19 protein-coding genes and 1 tRNA gene are annotated in these 22,349 nt (G+C 51.6%); 5 read left to right on the top strand and 15 right to left on the bottom strand.

The features are described from left to right. Positions 1–69: 69 nt before the first annotated feature. The 4 genes from narP to OGY08_RS05375 all read right to left on the bottom strand — a co-directional run bounded on the left by narP (position 70) and on the right by OGY08_RS05375 (position 3,097). Positions 70–717 carry a nitrate/nitrite response regulator protein NarP gene (gene narP / locus OGY08_RS05390; RefSeq protein WP_003834605.1) on the bottom strand — a complete coding sequence of 216 codons (648 nt, stop codon included), beginning with the start codon at positions 715–717 and terminating at the stop codon, positions 70–72. A gap of 209 nt (positions 718–926) precedes the next feature. Continuing rightward, positions 927–1,003, bottom strand: a tRNA-Pro gene (locus OGY08_RS05385). Positions 1,004–1,077: 74 nt separating this feature from the next. Further along, on the bottom strand, positions 1,078–2,838 hold the full coding sequence (yejM, locus tag OGY08_RS05380; RefSeq protein WP_286565825.1) for an LPS biosynthesis-modulating metalloenzyme YejM: 1,761 nt from the start codon (positions 2,836–2,838) through the stop codon (positions 1,078–1,080). Positions 2,839–2,869: 31 nt separating this feature from the next. Next, a complete protein-coding gene (locus OGY08_RS05375; RefSeq protein WP_047500945.1) occupies positions 2,870–3,097 on the bottom strand; it encodes a YejL family protein in 228 nt (75 codons plus the stop codon). Positions 3,098–3,231: 134 nt separating this feature from the next. Between OGY08_RS05375 and yejK the strand changes: the two genes are divergently transcribed. Then, positions 3,232–4,239 (top strand): nucleoid-associated protein YejK, encoded by a 1,008-nt coding sequence (yejK, locus tag OGY08_RS05370; RefSeq protein WP_003027504.1) that lies wholly within the window; start codon positions 3,232–3,234, stop codon positions 4,237–4,239. A 119-nt stretch (positions 4,240–4,358) separates the two neighbouring features. Here yejK and rplY read toward each other — a convergent pair whose 3' ends face one another. Together rplY and radD are read right to left on the bottom strand one after the other, a co-directional pair. Then, the gene (gene rplY / locus OGY08_RS05365) at positions 4,359–4,643 is read right to left on the bottom strand and encodes a 50S ribosomal protein L25 (RefSeq protein WP_003027502.1); all 285 of its coding nucleotides are present in this window, start codon (positions 4,641–4,643) and stop codon (positions 4,359–4,361) included. A 124-nt stretch (positions 4,644–4,767) separates the two neighbouring features. Continuing rightward, positions 4,768–6,528, bottom strand: a complete 1,761-nt coding sequence (radD, locus tag OGY08_RS05360) for a DNA repair helicase RadD (protein ID WP_125362689.1) — start codon at positions 6,526–6,528, stop codon at positions 4,768–4,770. Positions 6,529–6,679: 151 nt separating this feature from the next. On the opposite strand from radD, the gene rsuA reads away from it, so the two are divergent. The 3 genes from rsuA (at position 6,680) to OGY08_RS05345 (ending at position 9,271) form a co-directional block, all read left to right on the top strand. Continuing rightward, on the top strand, positions 6,680–7,387 hold the full coding sequence (gene rsuA, locus OGY08_RS05355) for a 16S rRNA pseudouridine(516) synthase RsuA (RefSeq protein ID WP_008785291.1): 708 nt from the start codon (positions 6,680–6,682) through the stop codon (positions 7,385–7,387). Positions 7,388–7,402: 15 nt separating this feature from the next. Next, positions 7,403–8,593, top strand: coding sequence for a Bcr/CflA family multidrug efflux MFS transporter (locus OGY08_RS05350; RefSeq protein WP_003834584.1), 1,191 nt, complete (start codon positions 7,403–7,405; stop codon positions 8,591–8,593). 333 nt (positions 8,594–8,926) lie between these two features. Next, entirely contained in the window at positions 8,927–9,271 is a 345-nt protein-coding gene (locus OGY08_RS05345; protein ID WP_085951589.1) for a YejG family protein, read from the top strand. Positions 9,272–9,274: 3 nt separating this feature from the next. Here the strand turns inward: OGY08_RS05345 and yejF are convergent, their stop codons facing one another. The 9 genes from yejF to OGY08_RS05300 all read right to left on the bottom strand — a co-directional run bounded on the left by yejF (position 9,275) and on the right by OGY08_RS05300 (position 20,930). Next, positions 9,275–10,864, bottom strand: a complete 1,590-nt coding sequence (gene yejF / locus OGY08_RS05340; protein WP_125362688.1) for a microcin C ABC transporter ATP-binding protein YejF — start codon at positions 10,862–10,864, stop codon at positions 9,275–9,277. A 1-nt stretch (position 10,865) separates the two neighbouring features. Continuing rightward, a complete protein-coding gene (locus tag OGY08_RS05335; RefSeq protein ID WP_003834577.1) occupies positions 10,866–11,891 on the bottom strand; it encodes an ABC transporter permease in 1,026 nt (341 codons plus the stop codon). Then, the gene (locus tag OGY08_RS05330) at positions 11,891–12,985 is read right to left on the bottom strand and encodes a microcin C ABC transporter permease YejB (protein ID WP_003834575.1); all 1,095 of its coding nucleotides are present in this window, start codon (positions 12,983–12,985) and stop codon (positions 11,891–11,893) included. The genes OGY08_RS05335 and OGY08_RS05330 overlap by 1 nt, the downstream gene beginning before the upstream one ends. Further along, entirely contained in the window at positions 12,986–14,800 is a 1,815-nt protein-coding gene (locus OGY08_RS05325) for an extracellular solute-binding protein (RefSeq protein WP_125362687.1), read from the bottom strand. Between the two features lie 100 nt (positions 14,801–14,900). Further along, positions 14,901–16,460: a cyclic di-GMP phosphodiesterase gene (locus OGY08_RS05320; RefSeq protein WP_286565822.1), complete on the bottom strand. Its 1,560-nt coding sequence runs from the start codon at positions 16,458–16,460 to the stop codon at positions 14,901–14,903. A 167-nt stretch (positions 16,461–16,627) separates the two neighbouring features. Continuing rightward, complete coding sequence (gene mepS, locus OGY08_RS05315) at positions 16,628–17,197, bottom strand: bifunctional murein DD-endopeptidase/murein LD-carboxypeptidase (protein WP_003834567.1); 570 nt, start codon at positions 17,195–17,197, stop codon at positions 16,628–16,630. A 413-nt stretch (positions 17,198–17,610) separates the two neighbouring features. Beyond that, a complete protein-coding gene (locus OGY08_RS05310) occupies positions 17,611–18,324 on the bottom strand; it encodes a phosphatase PAP2 family protein (RefSeq protein ID WP_032944023.1) in 714 nt (237 codons plus the stop codon). A 33-nt stretch (positions 18,325–18,357) separates the two neighbouring features. Continuing rightward, entirely contained in the window at positions 18,358–19,344 is a 987-nt protein-coding gene (locus tag OGY08_RS05305; RefSeq protein ID WP_048215900.1) for a CobW family GTP-binding protein, read from the bottom strand. Positions 19,345–19,463: 119 nt separating this feature from the next. Then, positions 19,464–20,930, bottom strand: coding sequence for a mannitol dehydrogenase family protein (locus OGY08_RS05300; RefSeq protein ID WP_125362685.1), 1,467 nt, complete (start codon positions 20,928–20,930; stop codon positions 19,464–19,466). Positions 20,931–21,132: 202 nt separating this feature from the next. Between OGY08_RS05300 and uxuA the strand changes: the two genes are divergently transcribed. Then, entirely contained in the window at positions 21,133–22,323 is a 1,191-nt protein-coding gene (gene uxuA, locus OGY08_RS05295) for a mannonate dehydratase (protein WP_048215901.1), read from the top strand. Positions 22,324–22,349 lie beyond the last annotated feature (26 nt).

Here is a 22,349-nt window from a genome sequence, read left to right as displayed (position 1 = left end):
CTTTCGGGCCTGTGCGAGCTTTGTAGGCCGGATAAGACGCTGCTGCGTCGTCATCCGGCATCTCATTGATTACTGCATGCCGCGCGTTTGCAAAAACAGGATGGTGGCAGCAACGCGAGAACGCACATTGAGTTTGCGCAGCAGGTTGCGAATATGCACCTTCACCGTCTGTTCAGAAATATTCAGCACTGATGCAATCTGTTTGTTCGACAGTCCCTGAGCAAGTTCATGCAATACATCCAGCTCGCGTTCGGTGAGAATGCTGAATGGATCTTCCTGCGCACCAAACAGGTCACGTTCGCGCAGATATTCGCTAACGCGAGCGCTAAACGCTTTACCACCTTTGGCACCGTTACGAATGGCTTCCAGCAAGACTTCAGGATCGCTATCTTTCAGTAAATAACCATCCGCGCCGGCATCAATTAAGGCGTACACATCGCTGGCGGCATCCGATACGGTAAGAATAATAATTTGCGCGGTGACGCCGTCCCGACGCAGCGCATTCAGGGTGTCCAGCCCGCTCATACCTTTCATATTGAGATCCAGCAGGATCACATCAAGGTCCAGACGGTTTGCCAGATCGATAGCACTTGCGCCGTCGCCAGCTTCAGCGACTACGTCAAATGCGGGATCCAGTTGCAATAATTGACTAATTCCCCGCCGCATGAGTGGGTGGTCGTCGACAATCAGCACCCGAAAAGGCGTTACTTCAGGCATACTATTCTCCTGAGCTTTTATTAGTATCATTATTGTTTTCAGCGCATCAATCGTCCAGATTCATCGCGCTGATGAGAGGATGAATTTTACCCCAATTTGTGCATGGGTAAGTAGTAAAACCTGTGCTGAAGGCTGCTGTAAAACTCAGGAATGCGGAATCGCAGACATAAAAAAAACCAACCGCAAGGGTTGGTTTTTTTAGGGATTTTTGGTCGGCACGAGAGGATTTGAACCTCCGACCCCCGACACCCCATGACGGTGCGCTACCAGGCTGCGCTACGTGCCGACGCTATGGCTGCTAATACTACTGCTTTCCGCTACGAATGCAAGAGGATGCCTCACTAACTGATTTATAATTAATCAGTTAGCAATAAATCGTTTCTCATCCGTCAGAACCTGTAGCAGCAGGCTGAGCTGCGGTTTCTGATCTTTTATTTTCTCGCCACGTAAATCATAGGTCTGATAATTTCCGTTGTTGTTCAGCACCAGTGTCATCTCTGGCGTTGTCACGGCCATCGTGCTGCCGTCGGCGGCGGTCACCCAGTAATGGCGACGTGTAGCATTGAACAAATCCTGCCCCTGCGAATATTCGTTAGCCGGCGTGCTGACATGCAGCAGGCGCTGCATCAGCGTCGTCATCAGGTCTGTATGATCGGTCAGGCTATTGATACGCTGGGCAGGTGTTCCCGGCCAGTGAATCACCAGAGGAACCTGCAGATGACCGCGCGACCAGGCAAAGTTGTTCTCTTCCTGCGTCAGCGGCACACCGCGGCCAGCGGTAATAATCACCACCGTGTTGTCCAGTTTACCCGAGTCGCGCAGGGCGCTAAGAACACGGTTAATATTGGCATCCACATCCTGAGCGGCGCTGGCGTAGCGTTTGGCAAAGTTCTTCTGGTTACTGTCATCAAGGTTTGTCCCGTTAAAGGAGACCCAGGAGAACCAGCGATTATCTTCCTGCGCGTAGCGTCCCAGCCAGTTAATCCATTGGCTTGCGGTTTGTTCGTCTGATTGCGTTTGCACACTCGGCATGGAGAAATCTGACAGTAGCGCCTGGCGATAAAGCGGGCTGGTAAAGCCATCCGAGGAGAATAGTCCTAACTGATACCCTTGCTGGTTCAGTGCAGAGATCAGCGCCGCAGGCGTTCGGGTCGACAAAATGCCGTCCATGTAGCTTGGCGATACACCATAGAACAGGCCAAAGATCCCGTTATCCGTGGTGTTGCCTGAGCTCATGTGACGTGTAAAGGAGATATTCTGCCCGGCGAACTCAGCCAGCGCAGGCATCTGTTTTTCAAAGCGTGAGTAGTTCAGGCCGTCTACGGTGATCAGCAGAACGTTCTGGCCGGTGCCCAGATCTCGATAGTGCAGTTCGCTGAGCGGGTACTGCACGGAAACCGCTTCCGGATTACCCTGTTCGATCAGGCGACGCTGATACTCTTGCGCATCCAGCAGGCCATGTTTTTCCAGAAACTTACGCGCCGTCATCGGGTAGGAGAGCGGCAGGTTTGCGCGCTGCATGGTAATTGGGCGATAGAAATTGGCATCTGCCCAGATATACACCACATGCGAGGCGATAAAAGAAACGAAGAAGAATGCCGCTAACGGTTTTGCGAAATGGCGACGACGCGTCAGGCTGCGCAGCTTTTGCCAGCTCCAGGTCGCAAACAACATTTCTATTAACAGGATAACCGGCACGCTGATAAACAACAGTTGCCAGTCACGCGCCGCTTCGTTCTGGTCAGGATTAATGACCAGTTCCCAGACTATCGGGTTAAGGTGCAGGTGGAAGCGGGTGAAAACTTCGCTGTCGATTAACAACAGCGTCATGCCAGCTGTCGCCAGAATAGCTGATAAGAATCGCATCAGCCTCTGGGACATGACGATAAACGTCAGGGGAAACAGGATTAGCAGATAGGTGGCAAACACCAGAAAGCTAAAATGCCCGACAGCGCTCAGGTAGGAATATACACGACCTGCAAGGGTTGTCGGCCAGTCGGCGACAAACAGGTAACGGCTACCGAGAACCATGGCCAACAGAATGTTGAACAAGGCAAACCAGTGCCCCCAGCTAACCATCTGGGAGACTTTCTCACGGTAGCGCTGACGATGAGTTACCATAAACTGTTGTTCGTTTCCCCGGAGCAGGCTCTTAATGCGCTTGGTCGTCGTTTACCGAAGACTGCAATGCGCGGGCAAAAGAGTTGGCAATCGCCTGGCGCTGGGCCGGTGCGATGCTTGTATTGATAAGGTTAGTCACCATGTTTCCCAGAACCATCAGGGAAAGGTCGGTCGGCACCTTATGTTTTTCCAGTACGTTGAGCATCTCATTCAGCAGTTGTTCAACGTGTTCGTCACTATAGCGGGAAATTTGTGGCATAAATCGAAATCAGTCTGTTCATGAAAGGGCAACATATTACCGTACAGACAGTTTTTTTTCTGCTTTTTTATCTTCTATTGCGTCACTGCCCGGCAGGTGGTTGAATACCGCCCGGTCTAAAAGGAGAGTTTATCATGAGTCTGGATATCAACCAGATTGCCCTGCACCAGCTTATCAAACGTGACGAGCAGAACCTTGAGCTGGTCTTGCGCGATTCATTACTGGAACCGACAGCGACGGTTGTCGATATGATGGCTGAGTTGCATCGGGTGTATAGCGCCAAGAATAAAGCCTATGGCCTGTTTAGCGAAGAGAGTGAACTGGCGCAAACGCTGCGTTTACAGCGTCAGGGTGAAGAGGATTTTCTGGCATTTAGTCGTGCCGCGACCGGACGCTTGCGGGACGAGCTGGCGAAATATCCTTTTGCCGACGGCGGTATTGTCCTGTTCTGCCATTACCGCTATCTGGCGGTAGAGTATCTGCTGGTCGCCGTGCTGAACAATTTAAGCAGCATGCGCGTCAATGAAAATCTGGATATCAATCCGACGCACTATCTGGATATCAATCATGCGGACATCGTGGCGCGTATTGATTTAACCGAGTGGGAAACCAATCCGGAGTCCACACGCTATCTGACGTTCCTGAAAGGGCGGGTAGGGCGCAAAGTCGCCGATTTCTTTATGGATTTCCTCGGTGCCAGCGAAGGTTTGAACGCCAAAGCGCAAAACCGTGGCCTGCTGCAGGCGGTCGATGACTTTACTGCCGAGGCGCAACTCGATAAAGCCGAACGCCAGAACGTGCGTCAGCAGGTGTACAGCTACTGTAACGAGCAGCTGCAGGCTGGTGAAGAGATCGAACTGGAGTCGCTGTCTAAAGAGCTTTCCGGCGTCAGTGAAGTCAGCTTCAGCGAATTTACCGCTGATAAAGGCTACGAGCTGGAAGAGAGCTTCCCTGCGGATCGCAGCACGCTGCGTCAGTTAACCAAATTTGCCGGCAGCGGCGGTGGGTTAACCATTAACTTCGACGCTATGTTACTGGGTGAACGTATTTTCTGGGATCCGGCGACGGACACCTTGACCATCAAAGGTACGCCGCCGAACCTGCGCGACCAGCTGCAGCGCCGCACGTCTGGCGGGAAATAAAACCGTGTGCCGGGTGAGAGCGTTAACGCCTTATCCGGTCGACGAGAACCATCAGTATCGATGACAAAATCCCATAAAAAAACCCCGCCGAGGCGGGGTTTTCTTCAACTTCCAGGCGATTACGCGCGAACGAAGTCGATGTGGGACAGCTTCGGCTTGAACGGGTGACGCTGTACAGCCTGAGCTTTAACTTTAACTTCTTTACCGTCAACAACGATGGTCAGAACTTCGCTGTAGAATTCAGCTTTAGCTTGCATGTTCATAACTGCATCGTGATCCAGTTCGATAGCAATCGGGGCTTCTGCGCCACCGTAGATGATTGCCGGGAACTTGTTAGCGGCACGCAGGCGGCGGCTCGCACCCTTACCCTGCTCTTTACGTACTTCAGCGTTGATAGTAAACATTTAAATCTCTCTTTAATAATTCCTGCTACAGGCGACCCAGCAACAGGTAAGTGATCTGCTTTGCGTATGCAAAAGCGGGCGAGATTCTATACTCAAACGGCTGGTACATCAATCAAAAGTACGATTAACCGCGTAATTCATGTGCCCGACGAAAGCGACCTTCATAATCGAAGACCTTTTCACGGACCTGCCAGTACTGACCTTTCATACGCGCCACCACGAAATCAGGATGCCGTAACAACGCCTGCTGATTGAGGATATCGGCGGCGGTTATCCAGCGTAAGGGTATACCGGGTGTTCGGGTGTGCGGGCGAATAAACAGTTGTTCGAAGGCCGTACGCTGCGCGGGAGTGTGCAGGCGAAAGCGTTCGCTGACGTCAGCGCCGTCTTCATCGTAATAGGTGATTTTCAGCCATTCGCCTTTATCATCCTGCCCGTTTTGTAACACCATACCACTACAGCGCAGGACCAGCGCATCTTTGAGCCTGAGCGCGGCTTTCAGCATGTCATCCGGGTCAACCAGCACCGTGTCGCACTCGCGACAACGGCGGGCGGCGATGTCATTTTCCGCGTTGCATTGTGGGCAGTTTTTAAAACGGAAACGAAAATCGCACTGTTCGCGATGGCCGTCATCATCTTCAAACCATCCCTGGCAGCGGCGGCCAAAATGTTCAATCAGCGTGCCGTCTGCCGTGGTTTTGCCCCAGAAGGTGTTTGCAAATCCGCAGGCAGGACAGAACACCTGTACCGGAACGTTGTCGCTTTTCCCTTTCGGAGCACCCACTTCCGGTGCGTACAGATCGTGCGGGTTGCCGGCGTAATCGAGGATCAGACAGTCGGTTTTACCCGGTGCAAGGCGCAACCCACGACCAACAATTTGTTGGTAAAGGCTAACTGACTCTGTTGGGCGCAGAATGGCGATAAGGTCGACGTGCGGGGCATCGAATCCGGTGGTCAGGACCGATACATTCACCAGATAGCGAAAACGCTGGGCTTTGAACTCTTCAATCAGCACGTCGCGCTCAGCGCCTGGCGTATCTCCAGTGATTAGCGCGGCGTCGTCAGCGGGCAGCAGACCCTGAATTTCTTTGGCGTGCTCAACGGTGGCGGCGAAAATCATCACCCCTTTGCGGGTTTGGGCAAACTCGACAATCTGGCTGATGATATGCGGCGTTATTCGTTGCTGCTTTTTCAGCTCCTGATTCAGATCTGCTTCGCTAAACAGGCCGTTACTCTGCGCCTGCAGGCGACTAAAGTCATACTGCACGACCGGCATGTCGAGGCGTTCTGGCGGCGTCAGGTAGCCGTGTTTAATCATGTAGCGCAGCGGTAATTCATAAATGCAGTCGCGAAACAGCGCTTTTTCATCGCCGCGCACCATACCATGATAATGAAAATGATAAATCCAGCCCTTACCCAAACGAAAAGGTGTGGCGGTAAGCCCGAGCAGACGTAAGTGGGGATTTACTTTAGTCAGGTGAGTGAGGATTTGCTGATACTGACTCTCTTCATCATCGCCAATACGGTGGCATTCATCGACGATCAGCAGGGAGAATTCACCCTGAAAGGCCTCCAGATTACGCGCTACCGACTGTACGCTGCCAAAGACTACTTTCCCGTGGCTCTCTTTACGCTTCAGGCCTGCGGCAAAAATATCGGCTTCAAGCCCCAGCGCACAATATTTGGCATGGTTTTGTGCGACCAGTTCTTTGACGTGCGCCAGTACCAGTACGCGACCACGTGCCACGCGGGCCAGTTCAGCAATCACCAGACTTTTGCCCGCGCCGGTTGGCAGGACGATAACCGCCGGGGTGCGGTGGTGGCGAAAATGGTTGAGCGTGGCGTCCACGGCTTCTTTTTGGTACGGGCGAAGAGTAAAAATCATGAGCTCATTAAGGTAAACAGCAACAATGTATAGTATGCCATGAATCATTTCCCTTGAGGGATGGTGTAACACCGCTATACTGGGCGGATAATAGTCCCACTTTTCGGGCGTAAACCCGCTTCTCGTATTTTTACAGGCAAAAATCACACTCATGCGACTTGATAAATTTATCGCTCAGCAACTCGGCGTCAGCCGCGCTATTGCCGGGCGTGAGATCCGTGCTAACCGCGTTACCGTCGACGGTGAAATCGTTAAAAACAGTGCCTTTAAGCTGCTACCAGAACACGACGTCGAATATGACGGTAATTCCCTGGTTCAACAAAATGGCCCGCGCTATTTTATGCTGAATAAGCCTCAGGGTTATGTTTGCTCAACGGATGACCCGGATCATCCGACGGTGCTCTATTTCCTTGATGAACCGGTTGCCTACAAACTGCATGCGGCAGGGCGTCTGGATATCGACACCACCGGACTGGTACTGATGACCGATGACGGACAGTGGTCGCATCGTATCACCTCTCCTCGTCACCATTGTGAGAAAACCTATCTGGTGACGCTGGAGTCGCCAGTGGCAGACGATACCGCCGAGCAGTTTGCCCATGGCGTACAGTTGCATAATGAAAAAGACCTGACCAAACCGGCTGTTCTGGAGGTCATTACGCCAACTCAGGTGCGATTGACCATCAGCGAAGGGCGTTATCATCAGGTAAAACGTATGTTTGCCGCGGTGGGTAACCACGTTGTGGAACTGCACCGTGAACGAATTGGTGACATCAGGCTTGATGACGATCTGGAGCCGGGTGAATACCGTCCATTGACCGAAGAAGAAATCGCCAGCGTTAACTTAACCCCGCGTTAATTTCAGGAGCTAAATGTGACCACCCGGCAGAACTCGTCAATTGCCATAGTTTTTATCCTTGGCTTGTTAGCCATGCTGATGCCGTTGTCGATTGATATGTATCTTCCGGCGCTACCTGTTATCTCAGAACAGTTTGGTGTGCCTGCGGGTAGCGCGCAGATGACCCTCAGTACCTATATTCTGGGGTTTGCAGTGGGGCAGTTGCTCTATGGCCCAATGGCTGACAGCATTGGGCGCAAGCCGGTGATTCTGGGCGGAACGCTGGTGTTTGCGGCGGCGGCAGTGGCCTGCGCCCTGGCGCAAACTATTGATCAACTGATCGTGATGCGTTTCTTCCACGGTCTGGCTGCTGCGGCGGCGAGCGTGGTAATCAACGCCCTGATGCGCGATATCTATCCGAAGGAAGAGTTCTCGCGCATGATGTCATTCGTCATGCTGGTGACCACAATTGCGCCTTTGTTGGCACCTATCGTGGGTGGTTGGGTGCTGGTATGGCTTAGCTGGCACTATATCTTTTGGATCCTCGCCATGGCGGCTGTTCTGGCGTCGGTGATGATCTTTACGCTGATCAAAGAGACCCTGCCTGTAGAGCGTCGCCAGCCGTTTCGCCTGCGTACCACTATTGGCAACTTTGCCTCGCTGTTTCGTCATAAACGAGTGCTGAGCTATATGCTGGCCAGCGGGTTCAGCTTTGCCGGGATGTTCTCGTTTCTGAGCGCCGGACCCTTTGTTTACATTGAGATCAACCACGTTTCACCGCAGCATTTCGGTTATTACTTCGCACTGAACATCGTATTCCTGTTCGTGATGACTATCATCAACAGTCGCTTTGTGCGTCGGGTTGGGGCATTGAATATGTTCCGTACCGGTCTGTGGATCCAGTTCGTGATGGCGGGATGGATGGTCTTTAGCGCACTGTTCGGGCTGGGGTTCTGGGCTCTGGTCGTTGGCGTTGCGGCGTTTGTTGGCTGTGTATCGATGGTGTCATCAAACGCCATGGCGGTTATTCTGGATGAATTTCCGCATATGGCGGGAACGGCGTCATCGCTGGCTGGGACATTCCGCTTTGGCATTGGCGCCATTGTCGGGGCCCTGTTGTCTCTGGCGACCTTTAACTCGGCCTGGCCAATGATATGGTCGATCGCATTTTGCGCTACCTGCTCAATTCTCTTCTATCTTTACGCCAGTCGCGCTCAAAAACGGTGATCTATTACACAACCTGGGGGCCATAAGGTCTCCAGAGTTGATGTACATCAACCGCAAATCTATCATTTCCCCCGCTTATGTTTATTTTATGTAAAATCAATTTATGTAAAAAGTCACATCATTGTAGTTAAAAAGGTTGAGTTAGATCGCAGAAACGAGTACATATAGCCCGGAAATATGCCAGAACCGTTGAATAAATTTAATTACTGGGTTCTGTAAGCAGCATAAGTACTGGATGTAAACGTTTACCAACTGTCTAAAGACGTATTGTCAATGATGTGTTAATATTGATGTAAAATAATTGTGAAGTGATTGTGCTTCCAGGGAAAGAAAGTGATGACATTACAACTCTCAATCGTTCATCGTCTGCCGCAGAGCTATCGTTGGTCGGTGGGTTTCGCAGGTTCGAAAGTTGAACCGATTCCGCAAAACGGTCAGAGTAATGAGAACAGCCTGGTGGCACTCAAATTGCTCAGTCCTGATGGTGACAGCGCGTGGTCAGTCATGCATAAGCTCAGCCAGGCCCTCAGTGATATCGAGGTTCCTTGTTCCGTACTGGAATGTGAAGGGGAGCCGTGCCTGTTTGTGAATCGCCAGGACGAATTTGCCGCAACCTGCAGACTGAAAAACTTCGGCGTGGCTATCGCAGAACCATTTTCAAACAACAATCCTTTTTGAGCGTCAGCTTAGCGCGAGCAGCTGACGCGTATAGGCCTGCTGTGGTGCGTTAAATACGTGCTCGCATTGCCCTTGCTCCACGACCTCTCCCTGACGTAGCACAATAACCTGATGGCATAATGCGCGTACTACGTGCAAATCATGGCTGATAAAAATATAAGCCAGCCGATGCTTTTCCTGTAAGGATTTTAACAACGTCAGGATTTGCGCCTGTACGGTCCTGTCGAGCGACGATGTTGGTTCATCCAGAATGATCAGGGAAGGTTTGAGAATCAATGCCCTCGCAATAGCAATGCGTTGGCGTTGTCCGCCAGAAAACTCCGCAGGATAACGATGTCGCGTTTCGCTATCCAATCCCACTTCCTCCATCACCGCTTTCACCTGTGTCTCGCGTTGTTCGGCTGACAGGGTAGGCTGATGAACGCGCAACCCCTCCTCGATAATCTGTAGCACGCTCAGGCGTGGGTTCAGCGAGGAGTTGGGATCCTGAAATACCACCTGAATACGGTGACGGACCGGCAACAGCTGGCGTCGATTTAAGGTATGCAGTGCCAGCCCATCGAACACAATACTTCCCTGCGAGGTGATTAGCCGCAGAAGCGCCAGTCCGGTAGTGCTTTTTCCGGAGCCTGACTCTCCAACCAGCCCCAGCGTTTCACCGGGCCGGAGGGAAAAACTGACGTCGTTAACGACGACGTTGTGGTCCACCACGCGTTTCAGGATACCTTTGCGGATAGGAAAGGCGACGCGGAGTTTTTCCACTTCCAGCAACGGAGCTTGCCCGACAGGCAAAGGTACCGGGTCGCCGGAAGGTTCGCTGTTTAACAATTTCTTCGTGTAGGGATGCGTTGGCGCAGTGAGCAACTGTGCTGCTCTATTTTGCTCAACGCACTGGCCGTTTTGCATGACCGCCACGGTATCGGCCAGTTTTTTCACAATACTCAGGTTGTGGGTGATGAACAGTAATCCCATGTTCAGCTCGCGCTGTAGTTCCCTCAGCAATTGCAGGATCTGTGCCTGAACGGAAACGTCCAGCGCGGTAGTCGGTTCATCAGCAATAAGCAGCTCAGGTCGTGTCAGCAGTGCCATGGCGATCATCACACGCTGGCGTTCACCGCCGGACAGCTGGTGTGGGTAATCTGCGAGACGTTTGGCCGCCTGACGGATGCCAACGCGATCCAGGCAGGTCAGGATTTCTGCCCGCGCCGCTTCCCGACGCATTCCCCTATGCAGCGACAGCACTTCATAAAGCTGTTTTTCCAGATTGTGGAGCGGGTTCAGTGACACCATCGGCTCCTGGAAAATCATGGCGATTTTATTCCCCCGTACGCCGCGAAGCGTCTGCTCGTTGGCGTGAAGTAATGATTCACCATGAAAACGGATGTCCCCAGAAGGGTAAACTACCGGAGGGCACGGTAACAACCGTAGGATAGAAAGCGCGGTCACGCTTTTCCCCGATCCAGACTCGCCCACCAGCGCCAGCGTTTGTCCGGCATCAACCCGTAGTGAGAGGGCATTGACTACGGTGCGCACGGTCTCTTGTTGACGAAAACCTACCGATAAATTTTCAATGGCTAACAGAGGTTGTGTCATTTTAAATCGCCTTGTTGGGATCAAACGCATCGCGTACCGCTTCACCAATAAAGATCAGTAGCGATAGTAGCAGGGCAACGGAGATGAACGCGGTGATGCCAAGCCACGGTGCCTGCAGGTTGTTTTTACCCTGCAACAGGAGTTCTCCCAGTGATGGCGAGCCAAGCGGTAAACCGAACCCAAGAAAATCCAGTGAGGTCAGGGTGGTTATCGAGGCGCATAAAATAAACGGTAAAAAAGTCAGGGCCGCGACCATCGCGTTGGGCAGCATATGACGCAGAATAATACTGCGATCGCTTACGCCTAGCGCTTGAGCGGCTCGAATGTAATCAAAGTTTCGGGTACGTAAAAATTCCGCGCGCACCACGCCAACCAGGCTCATCCAGCCAAACAATACGGTAATGCCCAGCAGCCACCAGAAGTTAGGCTGGACCACGCTCGACAATAGAATGATGAGAAACAGCGTTGGCATTCCTGACCAAACTTCAATGAATCGTTGCCCCCACAGGTCCACCTTGCCGCCATAATAGCCCTGAATTGCGCCAGCCATAATGCCCATCACGCTCGAACAGAGGGTGAGCATTAGACCAAACAAGACAGAAATACGTGTGCCGTAGAGGATGCGCGCCAGTACATCACCGCCGTTGGCGTCTGTTCCCAGCCAGTTTTGTGCGGAAGGCGGGGAAGGGAAGGGCTTATCGGTGGCAAAGTTAATGCTGGTGGCCCCAAAGCGTATTGGTGCCCACAGGATCCAGCCCTGGTTTTCCAGGCGCTGTTGTAGCCATGGGTCCTGATAATCAGCCTGAGTCGCCAGCGGTCCGCCGAAGTCGCTTTCACTGTAGTTTTTGAACAGGGGGAAATACCAGCTATTGTCGTAGCGCACCAGTAGCGGCTTATCATTGGCAATCAGTTCTGAACACAGGCTAAGACCGAACAGCACCAGAAAAATCCACAGCGACCAGTAGCCGCGACGGTTGTGGCGAAAGCGCGCCCAGCGGGCCTGATTGACGGGGCTTAATCGCGACATTAGCGTCCCTCAAAATCAATACGAGGATCGACCAGCGTATAGCTGATGTCGCTGAGGATATTCAGCAGCAGACCGATCAGGGTGAAGATATAAAGCGTGCCAAACATTACCGGGTAGTCGCGTGATACGGTGGATTCATAACCCAGCAATCCCAGGCCGTTAAGTGAGAACATCACTTCAATCAGCAGTGAGCCGGTAAAAAACATGCTGATAAACGTTGCCGGGAAGCCGGCGATCACCAGCAACATGGCATTGCGAAACACATGTTTCCACAGAATATTTTTCTCGCTGACTCCTTTAGCGCGTGCGGTGACGACATATTGTTTGCGCACCTCATCCAGAAATGAGTTCTTGGTCAGCATAGTCAGTGCGGCAAACCCACCAACCACCGTCGCCAGCACCGGCAGGGTAATATGCCAAAGGTAGTCGGTTACTTTCTGATACCAGGGCAGGGAGTCAAAATTGGCGGATACCAGCCCGCGAAGCGGGAACAGGTCGTAGTAGCTTCCCCCGGCAAAAAAGACGATCAGCAAAATGGCAAACAGAAAGGCCGGTATGGCATAGCCGATAATAATAAATGCGCTGCTCCAGACATCAAACCGGCTGCCGTTATGCACCGCTTTGCGGATCCCAAGCGGTATCGACACCAGATAGATGATGAGCGTACTCCACAGCCCCAGCGTGACGGAAACAGGCAGGCTGTCTTTGATAAGCGTCAGCACCGAGGCGCTACGAAACAGGCTGTCACCGAAATCGAAACGAATGTAATCCCAGAGCATTTTGAAGTAACGCTCATGAATGGGCTTATCGAACCCATAGCGGCGAGTGATTTCGGCGATCACTTCCGGGTCCAGACCCCGTCCGCCTCGATAATTACTGTCGCTGATGTTACCAACGCCGGTTTGCGCGTGGCTGGCACGAACACCTTCGCTACCCGCGCCGGGTAATGCCCCGCTTTGCCCGAACTCAATGGCGGCGACGGCCTGTTCAACCGGGCCGCCTGGGGCAATTTGCACGATAAAAAAGTTGATGGTGATGATGGCCCAAAGCGTTGGGATCACCAGCAGTAGACGTCGAATCAGATACGCGCCCATTTATTCTCCCTGTCGTCTGGCTGCGGGCAGTTTCGCCGCTTTGTTGACGTCATACCACCAGTTGTCGAGACCAATGGTGTAAATTGGGCGAATAGCAGGATGCGAAAATTTATCCCACCAGGCGATGCGATCCTCTGCCATAAACCACATCGGCAACATGTAGTAGTTCCAGGTTAATACCCTGTCCAGTGCCCGGCCCAGTGGGATCAATTTGGCTTTATCACCTTGTGCCGCGATGATTTGGTCGATCAGTTTATCAATCACCGGGCTTTGTACGCCGGGGGCGTTGTAGCTGGAATCAATATATTGAGAGGCCCACAGAATTTGCAGGTCCGAACTCGGCCACGGCATCGCGCGATACAACCTCGGCATCATGTCATAGTCGCGACTGCGCAGGCGGTTCGTGATTTGTGAGTTATCCACCTGGCGGATATTCATGGTAATACCTAAGCGCTGCAGGTTGTGCTGGAACGGCAGCACCCACTGAATGTTGCTGCCCGCCGGGAGCAACAGTTCAAAGCTCAGAGGTTTACCGCTGGCGCTGTTTACGCGCTGCTGACCCTTTAGTACCCACCCGGCCTGCTCCAGTAAGGTATCGGCTTTCAACAGGTTGTCGCGGTCGTAGCCATCGCCTTTTGATTTTGGCGGCTGATAGATTTGGCTAAAGACCTCAGAGGGGAGATCTTTTTTCAAGGGCGCGAGTATCACCAGCTCATCTGCGTCGGGGTATTTTGTCGCGGCATATTCGGTATTCTGAAAATAGCTGTTGGTCCGGCTCCAGGCATTATAGAACAGCGCTTTATTCATCCATTCAAAATCAAAGGCCAGCGTGATGGCTTCCCGTACCCGTCGGTCGCTGAATACCGGACGCTGAATATTAAATGCCAGCCAGCGGGTATCCTGCGCGGACTCGTTTTTTTGCTCATCTTTGATGATGTAATGATTCGCGAAATTTTTCCCGGTATAACGCGTCGCCCAGTTTTTGGCATCATTTTCAAGACGCAGATCAAACGCACCGGCCTTAAACGCTTCAAAGGCGACGTTATCATCCAGATAGTAGTCGTAGCGGATGGTATCAAAGTTCCAGCGTCCACGATTGACGGGCAGATTAGCGGCCCAATAATCTTTGACGCGCGAATAGACAATATACTGGCCCATCTTCCATTTCGTAATGCGATAAGGGCCGCTGGCGAGCGGTGGCGATGATAAGGGATCGCTGAGCTTATGATCTTTCCAGTACTTCTCTGGCATTACGGGTAATGAAAACAGGCTGAGCATGTCCTCTTTACCCGGTTTGGCTAATTCAATGCGTACGGTTAATGGCGCGATGGCTTTTACCGTTGTTCCCTTGTAGACCAGACGAAACTGCGGCACGCCTTCAGTCATAAATTTGTGGAAGGTGAATGCGACGTCGCGGGCGGTAATGGGTGAGCCATCGTGAAAACGCGCTCGTGGATTAATGGCAATTTCTACCCAGGAATAGTCGTCAGCGTAGCGCGCGCTGTCGGCAATGAGCGGGTAATAGCTACCAGGTTCATCGTCAGAGGTCGTAAACAACGTATCGTAAAGCGTTTCGGTACGTGCGCCGGGGTTACCGCGCATCGCATAGCGGTTAAAGTTGTCAAACGTGCCAATGGCGGACAGGGTGATTTGACCCCCTTTAGGGGCTGCGGGATTCACATAATCGAAGTGATTAAAGTTAAATGCGTACTTCGGTTCACCCAGTACGGCAAAAGCATAGCTTTCTTTGATGGATTGCGCCTGGGCGCTAAACCCGATGAGGGTAATAAACAGAAGCAGTACGCGAGGGATCATATAAAAGCGATTTCCTTTTCCTGCCACAACCCGACGGGCATCATGCCTGAAAGATAAGGGATGTAGCGGCGAGTGAGAGTATATGAATCGCATACTGCGATCACCACGTCGGCTTATTGGGCTGTGCCATCCAACGCACAAAATCAGCAAGCTTTAATGGTCGGCTAATCCAGTATCCCTGGAAAAAATGCACCCCACGATCGCGCAGCCAACGGGCTTGCTCAGGAGTTTCTACCCCTTCCGCAACCGTCAGCATATTAAGACGTTTAGAAAGTGTCAACACGGCGTCCAGAACCGGAGAGGTCAGGGTTTCCGTCCCGATGGCGTTAATAAATCCGCGATCGATTTTCAGGTAGTCAACGGTAAAGCGTTCCAGATAAAAAAGCGCGCTATGGCCGGTGCCAAAATCATCAATCGCAATTTCAAAACCTGCGGAATGTAGCCATTCAAATAGCTTTGTGGCCTCGTGCTGATTGAGCATATCTCGTTCAGTGATTTCCAGCACTATCTGAAAATAGTTTGCGGGAAGTGAAGCGTGCAGGTGCCGGATGTCGTCTTTAAATGTCTCGCCATGCAGATGCGATGGCGCGATATTGATCCCCAATTTTGCGCCAGCGGGTAACACTTTTTGTAGCGGCGGGGCATCCTGGGCGATCAACTTAAAGAGATGCTGAGTCAGCGGGACGATCATTTTCTGTGATTCAGCGTAATGAATAAAGGCATCCGGTGGGATCTCGCCCGTTGTTGGGTGATTCCAACGTAACAGGACCTCGACGCCTTTCACTTCCAGCGTTTGCATCTCTACGACGGGCTGGTACACCACATAAAACTGGTTATGCTTGATGGCGTTGAGGATATCTTTGCCTGGGCGTAAACGGATGCTGTAGATGTAGTACCAGAGGAGAAGGGCGGCAATAATCCCGGCCATACATCCCAACAAAATAGAATACCAGACGTCGGTATAGCTCCACTCTTGTGCGTATAAGCGAATTTTAAGCGGGATCCCTTCAAGAGTGGCCTGCCGCCAGGAGGTATGAGGAAGAGCGGAGACATCGATGATTCGCGATGAGAATGTCGAAATTGCGGTATTACCGACGATAATCGCAATACCGTCAAAATCATCCTGCCGGGCGGTATAGAGCAGATAAGGTGCCAGATTGATATTCAGTGAGGTAAATACGCCGCTATCGTTGAACGACGCGTTTCGGTGCCAAATCATGATCGCTGGTTTGTCCGGCATCATGGGCGTACCGGGAAGTAATTCCACATCAATATTTCTGCTGATATCGAGGTTCGGGATCAAATCTAAAATCGGAGTGAACATGGAACCTGTTGCGGAAGAGCAGAAAGCGATACCGTCTTTTACCAGTAAGAAAGCGCGAACGTTCAGGCTAAAGGCTGCACTGGAGGTCAGTTTAGCGCCAACTTGTTGGCAACTGTTGGCAACCAGCGGCTGAAGGGCATCGGTGGTGGTTTTGAGGTCGGTAAAGTAGCTGCTGACGTAATTCTGGATATCGGCAAGGAGCGTGTCGTACTTAACTTCTCGTTTATGCCAGGTGACGAAAAACTGCAGGGTACTCACGAGTATTGCGACGATAAGCCCCGTTAACATACAGGAAAGCAGGATTTTCCGACCGGATGAAGAAGAGCGTCTGAACATAGATCCTTATTTTACCTGATTTAACCGCTTACTCTGTATGAATATAACCTGAAATGACTCATGTTGTGAGATTTTTCTTAGTCGTAGGGTGAAACAAAAAAGCACCGCCGAAGCAGTGCTTTTGGAATGTCTCATCAGGATAGCCAAGGGATAGCTGCCAAACGAAACTAACTGCGGCTCAGAACCCGGCGAGCTTCGTTGTAACGTTTTTTCCAGTAAGGCTCGTTCATGCTGGAAATGATAACGCCACTGCTGGTCGAGGCATGTACAAACTGGTTGTTACCGATATAAATACCGACGTGACGGCCAGTAGAACCAGCACGGAACAGAACCAGATCGCCTGTGCGCAGATTAGTGCGCGAAACGGATTTTCCCGTTTCCTGTTGTTCATAGGTTGAGCGCGGAAGCTCTAAACCAAATTGCTCGCGGAATGTACGCTGCACGAAGCTTGAGCAATCAATACCTTTTTTGGTGCTGCCGCCAAGGCGGTAACGCACGCCTTTCCAGTCAGCATACTGGTCCATAATACGTGATTTAACATCGATATTACGTACCATATTTTCAAATTCATCCTGAGAGGCTTGCAGTGAAGAGTTATCTCCATTGCCCACAGCATGCGTCTCAGAATGCATATTCTTGGCGGTGTTCGTTGTGCTACATGCAGAAAGCAGAACCGCAACTGCTATCGCGGGTATGCCCCGCAAGATATATCTCAAAATCGGTTGAGATTTGACCATTTTGTTTGTTTTCCCTTGAAGTCCTTAACGATAAATATCGTTATAAAAAATGCCAAACGTGACGAGACTAATTACCATCGCACGATGAGACAATTCCTTAAGGTCAAATCTGTGGCAGAACGCACAAATTTATTCTGAAAGGGAATAATTATCCCGCGAGGCAAAACGAGTTCGAGATTACCCGATCGTTCCGGTCAATGCGAGTGATTTTACGTGATTTCTTATAAGAAAAATTGATACAGAAAGTGAATAAACGGCATTGTCTAAATTAAGAACAATCAGGGTAAAAAATACGCAACCCACTCATTTTAAACATGAATAAGATGACAGGAGAATGACAATCAGAATGATGAAATATTGCCCGGCATCATCAGGGAATCAGAAGTATCCCTGATGATGTTAATTACTCTGCGTTATTTGTTTAAAAATTGTTTGTTTTTGCCGGGTAGATAATTCACGAACAGAGTGACTAATCGGTCGCTTAATGGCGTCATTAGCCACCAGGGAAGGCCAATCAAGACCACCGTCATGGAACCAACCACGATATCGGTGAGCCAGTGGGCGCCAATCATTACGCGCGGGAAGGCAAAAACCACAGCAATAATAAGGCCGATTATTCCTGCGACTTTTCCGAAATAACGCAGCATGAATGCGGAAAAAATAAGCAGCATCATGCCGTGATCGCCAGGAAAACTGTCTTTCGACGCATCTTTGGTCGGAATATGCAGCAGTTCGCTGACGCGATAAATATTATCCAGCATAAGCGTGGGGCTGGCGCGTTTAACGGGAATAAGCGCCTGGCCCAGCTGGTTTAATACTACTGCAGTGAGCAGCATAACCAAACCAATTGCCACAATGCGTCGGCGACCTTCCGACGTCTCTTTGAGCCAAAAGTGCAGCATCAATGCGCCCATAGCCAGCAATGAGCAGCCATCAAATGCCCGATTATTGGTAATAGCAACAACCCATAAGAACAGCGGGCTTTCCACCAGTTTATGATTAAAGAAGCGGAAAACGCCCGTATCGAGTGAAGACCAGAACCCATGCCCGGCTGGAATATACCAGGACAGAAACAGTGCCAGACCAGCAATATTAAGCAGGAGGATTAAAGGGTATCGGGTTTTCATCGTCGTTTACCATTGCTAAAAACGAAGGCAACCTTACGCGCTAGCGTCTAAACGAAGTCTCAACAACGCGCTCTGTAACGCATTCCAGTCGGTCTCGGTATCGGCGATGAGTTCAATACGGCTATCCGGTGGTGCGACGTTTTGCGTCTCTATATGCCAGTCGTCTCCCTGGCGGTTAATGCGTACCAGTCCTTCTTTAATACGCATTACCCCCTTCACGCGCCCAACCGGGGCAAGACGCGACCATTCCAGCAGACCGATGGTATCGAACACCGTATCGGCGTCAAAAATCCAACCGCAGGCCTGATGGCCCTGACCGCTGTTCAGGCTACGACGCCAGCGCTGCTGTGCGGGTAAGCTCAACGCTGCCAGCCCCTTTTTGTTGGCATGGCTATGGTCGTGCTCCGCGCTTGCAGGAAGCTCCGCCAGGTTTAGTCGGGGTAAATCCAGTAGCTGTCCGTCAATTTGCCCATGGTCGGCATGAACCAACTGTCGATTACCGCCGTAGTGTTGCCACCAGCTTTGCAGGGCGTTTTCGCTTTCCGTCGTGGCACGGTCGGTTTTGTTGGCAACAATGATATCAGCGGCGGCCAGCTGATCGCGGAAATTGTCATTGGCGACGCTTTTCTCATCCAGTAACAGGCGAGGATCAAGGATACAAAGGGTTGCGCGCAGATCGATCCACGGCTCATAAACCGGTGCGGTGAGTAAATCCAGAATCTGTTTGGGATGCCCGAGGCCGGTGGGTTCAATCAGCAGGCGGTCGGGTTTCCCCTGACGCAGCAGCGTATTGAGGCCAACCTGCATTGGCAGACCGTTAACACAGCACATACAGCCGCCAGGGATCTCTTTTAGCAGCGCACCGCTGTCGGCCAGCAACGCGCCATCAATGCCAACTTCGCCAAACTCATTAACCAGCACGGCCCACTTCTCAGCAGGGTCTTTGTTTGCCAATAAATGAAGAATAGAGGTGGTTTTGCCACTGCCGAGAAAACCGGTGATGAGATTGGTTTTAGTCACATTTACTCCAGAATCATAAATTACCGTAATGGCATTTAACAATCCTGGCGAAAAACGGGGAAAAAGAGAAGGGGTGAAAGGACGAAGAGGCGCTTCGTCCTGCTTAATGGCAGAAATCGTTAACTTTTTAACGTCTCAATGACAGCCTGATGCGCACCGTATTGGGCAATGCGTTGCCAGGCCTTCTGAATGGCCGCGACAAACTGCGGATTCTGTACGAGATCGGTGGCGAAAATCTCGCGCAGCGAAAGCAGGGCGTTGACGCGTTCTGACTCTGTGCTCTGTTTAACCAGAGCGGCAATTTTCTCACTCAACGGGTCACGAACATCAATAGCGGTGCCTGAATCATCCACGCCGCTCACATAACGCATCCAGCCTGCGACGCCGAGCGCCAGCAGTGGCCACTCACTTTGGCGGGCTAAATGTACGCGGATCCCTTCCAACATGCGCTGGGGTAATTTCTGGCTACCGTCCATCGCGATTTGCCAGGTTTTATGTTTCAACGCTGGGTTGGCAAAACGCTCCAACAGGCTTAGGGCATACTGGTCTAAATCCACATCGGTAATTTGCAGCGTAGGTACCTGTTCGTTGAGCATCAGGCGGTAAGCGGCTTCACGAAATGCGCTGTCCTGCATACAGTCGCTGATGTGCTGGAACCCGGCCAGATAGCCGAGATAAGCGAGAAACGAATGACTGCCGTTCAGCATCCGCAGTTTCATTTGTTCCCACGGCAACACATTTTCGACCATCTGGACGCCCGCCGTTTCCCATTGTGGGCGGCCACACACAAAATTATCTTCAATCACCCACTGGATAAACGGTTCGCAGCTGATTGCGCAAGGATCGGCAACCCCCAGCTCGCGGGCAATTTCGGCCAGTGACTCTTCAGTGGCGGCAGGGACAATGCGGTCGACCATGGTGCCTGGGAAACTGACATGCTCCTGAATCCAGGTTGCCAGTTCTGGTGAACGTTTCTCCGCCATTCCAAGGACGGCGTTTTTTACCACATGACCATTGTCCGGGATGTTATCGCAAGAGAGGACGGTAAACGGCTGTAGCCCGCGTTCACGTCGGCGGTGTAGGGCTTCAACAATAATTCCGGGGGCAGAGTGCGGTTCAGTCGGTGTTTGCAGATCGTGAGCAATACGTGGATTACTGAGATCTAACGAACCTGTCGCCGGATCGATGCAGTAGCCTTTTTCTGTGATGGTTAGTGAGACAATAGCCACCTGAGGCTCGCAGAATTTTTCGATAATGGCCGCCAGCGAATCCAGCCTGGCGTTGAGACATTCGTTGACGGCGCCGATAACAATTGGCTGGTTGCCGTTGGCCCCTTTTTCCAGCACGGTAAATAAATGATCCTGTTCGCGCAGTTGGCTCATCAGTCGATCGCCGCTGAACAGACTGATCTCACAAATACCCCAGTCTCCACCCTGCGCATTCAGCACCCTGTCGGTTAGTAACGCCTGATGGGCGCGGTGAAAAGCACCGAAACCAAAATGCACAATCCGCGTTTTTAATTGCTGGCGGTCGTATTGCGGCATCATGACATTTTCCGCCAGTGGCGCTGAGGCAATAGTTTTCATTTAATACACCTGATTAACCATAAATTAACAATGGCAGTATAAAGTTATATGACAACAAATTGAATTGGTGTGCCTCATTTATCCGGGGAATGTGAGCTTGATCAACCAATCATCGGCAATGTGTTGATCAGTTGACGGATGCCTGTATGGTAGTCGTCATTAAGATGATTTAATTTGGTATAACAACTTGTGAGGTGAAACAATGGAACAAACCTGGCGTTGGTACGGACCTAACGATCCGGTATCGCTTGATGATGTGCGTCAGGCTGGCGCAACGGGTGTTGTGACCGCCTTACACCATATTCCTAACGGTGAAGTGTGGCCGGTAGAAGAAATTCAGCAGCGTCAGGCCATTCTGGCTGAAAAAGGACTGACCTGGTCGGTAGTGGAAAGTATCCCTGTCCACGAAGATATCAAAACGCGTTCAGGTCAATATCAAACGTGGATTGCCAACTATCAGCAGAGTATCCGTAATCTGGCGACCTGTGGTATCGATACGGTGTGCTATAACTTCATGCCGATCCTCGACTGGACGCGTACCGACCTCGAATATCAACTGCCGGATGGTTCCAAAGCGCTGCGTTTTGACCAGATTGCTTTTGCGGCCTTCGAACTTCACATTCTGCAACGCCCGGGAGCTGAAGCGGATTATACCGCCGAAGAACAACGCCAGGCGCTGGACTACTTCAATGCCATGAGCGATGCAGAAATTGAAAAGCTGACCCGCAATATCATTGCTGGCCTGCCTGGTGCAGAAGAGGGCTATACGCTGGATCAGTTCCGTGCGCGTCTCGCTGAATACGACGGCATCAGCAAGGACGATCTGCGCGATAATATGGCGGTATTCCTGCGGGCGATTGTGCCAGTGGCAGAAGAAGTCGGCGTGCGTCTGGCCGTGCATCCTGACGATCCGCCGCGCCCGATCCTCGGCCTGCCGCGTATCGTTTCGACTATCGAAGATATGCAGTGGCTGAAAGAAACGGTCGACAGCATTAATAATGGTTTCACCATGTGCACCGGTTCTTACGGCGTGCGCGCTGATAACGATCTGGTGAAAATGATCGAAACCTTTGGCGATCGTATCCACTTCACGCACCTGCGCTCAACCTGTCGTGAAGATAACCCGAAAACCTTCCACGAAGGTGCGCACCTGCAGGGCGATGTGGATATGGTATCGGTGGTGGCTGCCATTTTGAGCGAAGAGCAGCGGCGTAAAAAGGCGGGCGACCTGCGTCCTATCCCGATGCGTCCGGATCATGGACACCAGATGCTTGACGATCTGCACAAGAAAACCAACCCGGGCTACTCTGCGATTGGCCGCCTGAAAGGCCTGGCAGAAGTCCGTGGCGTTGAGCTGGCGCTGAAACAAACGCAGTTCCGCGATCTGCTGTAAGTCTAACAACAGGGATTGCGCGACAG

Source organism: Citrobacter sp. Cpo069, from assembly GCF_030332785.1.
GTDB classification, from domain to species: domain Bacteria; phylum Pseudomonadota; class Gammaproteobacteria; order Enterobacterales; family Enterobacteriaceae; genus Citrobacter; species Citrobacter portucalensis.
The sequence above is the reverse complement of the archived record's forward strand: the minus strand, read 5'-3'. Positions and strand labels throughout refer to the sequence as shown.

Excerpts from the sequence above, each read along its gene's own strand:
- OGY08_RS05335 (WP_003834577.1), bottom strand. The coding sequence starts at position 11,891 with ATGTCGCGATTAAGCCCCGTCAATCAGGCCCGCTGGGCGCGCTTTCGC.
- radD (WP_125362689.1), bottom strand. The coding sequence starts at position 6,528 with ATGATTTTTACTCTTCGCCCGTACCAAAAAGAAGCCGTGGACGCCACG.
- rplY (WP_003027502.1), bottom strand. The coding sequence starts at position 4,643 with ATGTTTACTATCAACGCTGAAGTACGTAAAGAGCAGGGTAAGGGTGCG.
- mepS (WP_003834567.1), bottom strand. The coding sequence starts at position 17,197 with ATGGTCAAATCTCAACCGATTTTGAGATATATCTTGCGGGGCATACCC.
- OGY08_RS05300 (WP_125362685.1), bottom strand. The coding sequence starts at position 20,930 with ATGAAAACTATTGCCTCAGCGCCACTGGCGGAAAATGTCATGATGCCG.
- yejK (WP_003027504.1), top strand. The coding sequence starts at position 3,232 with ATGAGTCTGGATATCAACCAGATTGCCCTGCACCAGCTTATCAAACGT.
- OGY08_RS05320 (WP_286565822.1), bottom strand. The coding sequence starts at position 16,460 with ATGTTCAGACGCTCTTCTTCATCCGGTCGGAAAATCCTGCTTTCCTGT.
- OGY08_RS05375 (WP_047500945.1), bottom strand. The coding sequence starts at position 3,097 with ATGCCACAAATTTCCCGCTATAGTGACGAACACGTTGAACAACTGCTG.
- OGY08_RS05310 (WP_032944023.1), bottom strand. The coding sequence starts at position 18,324 with ATGAAAACCCGATACCCTTTAATCCTCCTGCTTAATATTGCTGGTCTG.
- yejF (WP_125362688.1), bottom strand. The coding sequence starts at position 10,864 with ATGACACAACCTCTGTTAGCCATTGAAAATTTATCGGTAGGTTTTCGT.
- narP (WP_003834605.1), bottom strand. The coding sequence starts at position 717 with ATGCCTGAAGTAACGCCTTTTCGGGTGCTGATTGTCGACGACCACCCA.
- rsuA (WP_008785291.1), top strand. The coding sequence starts at position 6,680 with ATGCGACTTGATAAATTTATCGCTCAGCAACTCGGCGTCAGCCGCGCT.
- OGY08_RS05325 (WP_125362687.1), bottom strand. The coding sequence starts at position 14,800 with ATGATCCCTCGCGTACTGCTTCTGTTTATTACCCTCATCGGGTTTAGC.
- OGY08_RS05330 (WP_003834575.1), bottom strand. The coding sequence starts at position 12,985 with ATGGGCGCGTATCTGATTCGACGTCTACTGCTGGTGATCCCAACGCTT.
- yejM (WP_286565825.1), bottom strand. The coding sequence starts at position 2,838 with ATGGTAACTCATCGTCAGCGCTACCGTGAGAAAGTCTCCCAGATGGTT.
- uxuA (WP_048215901.1), top strand. The coding sequence starts at position 21,133 with ATGGAACAAACCTGGCGTTGGTACGGACCTAACGATCCGGTATCGCTT.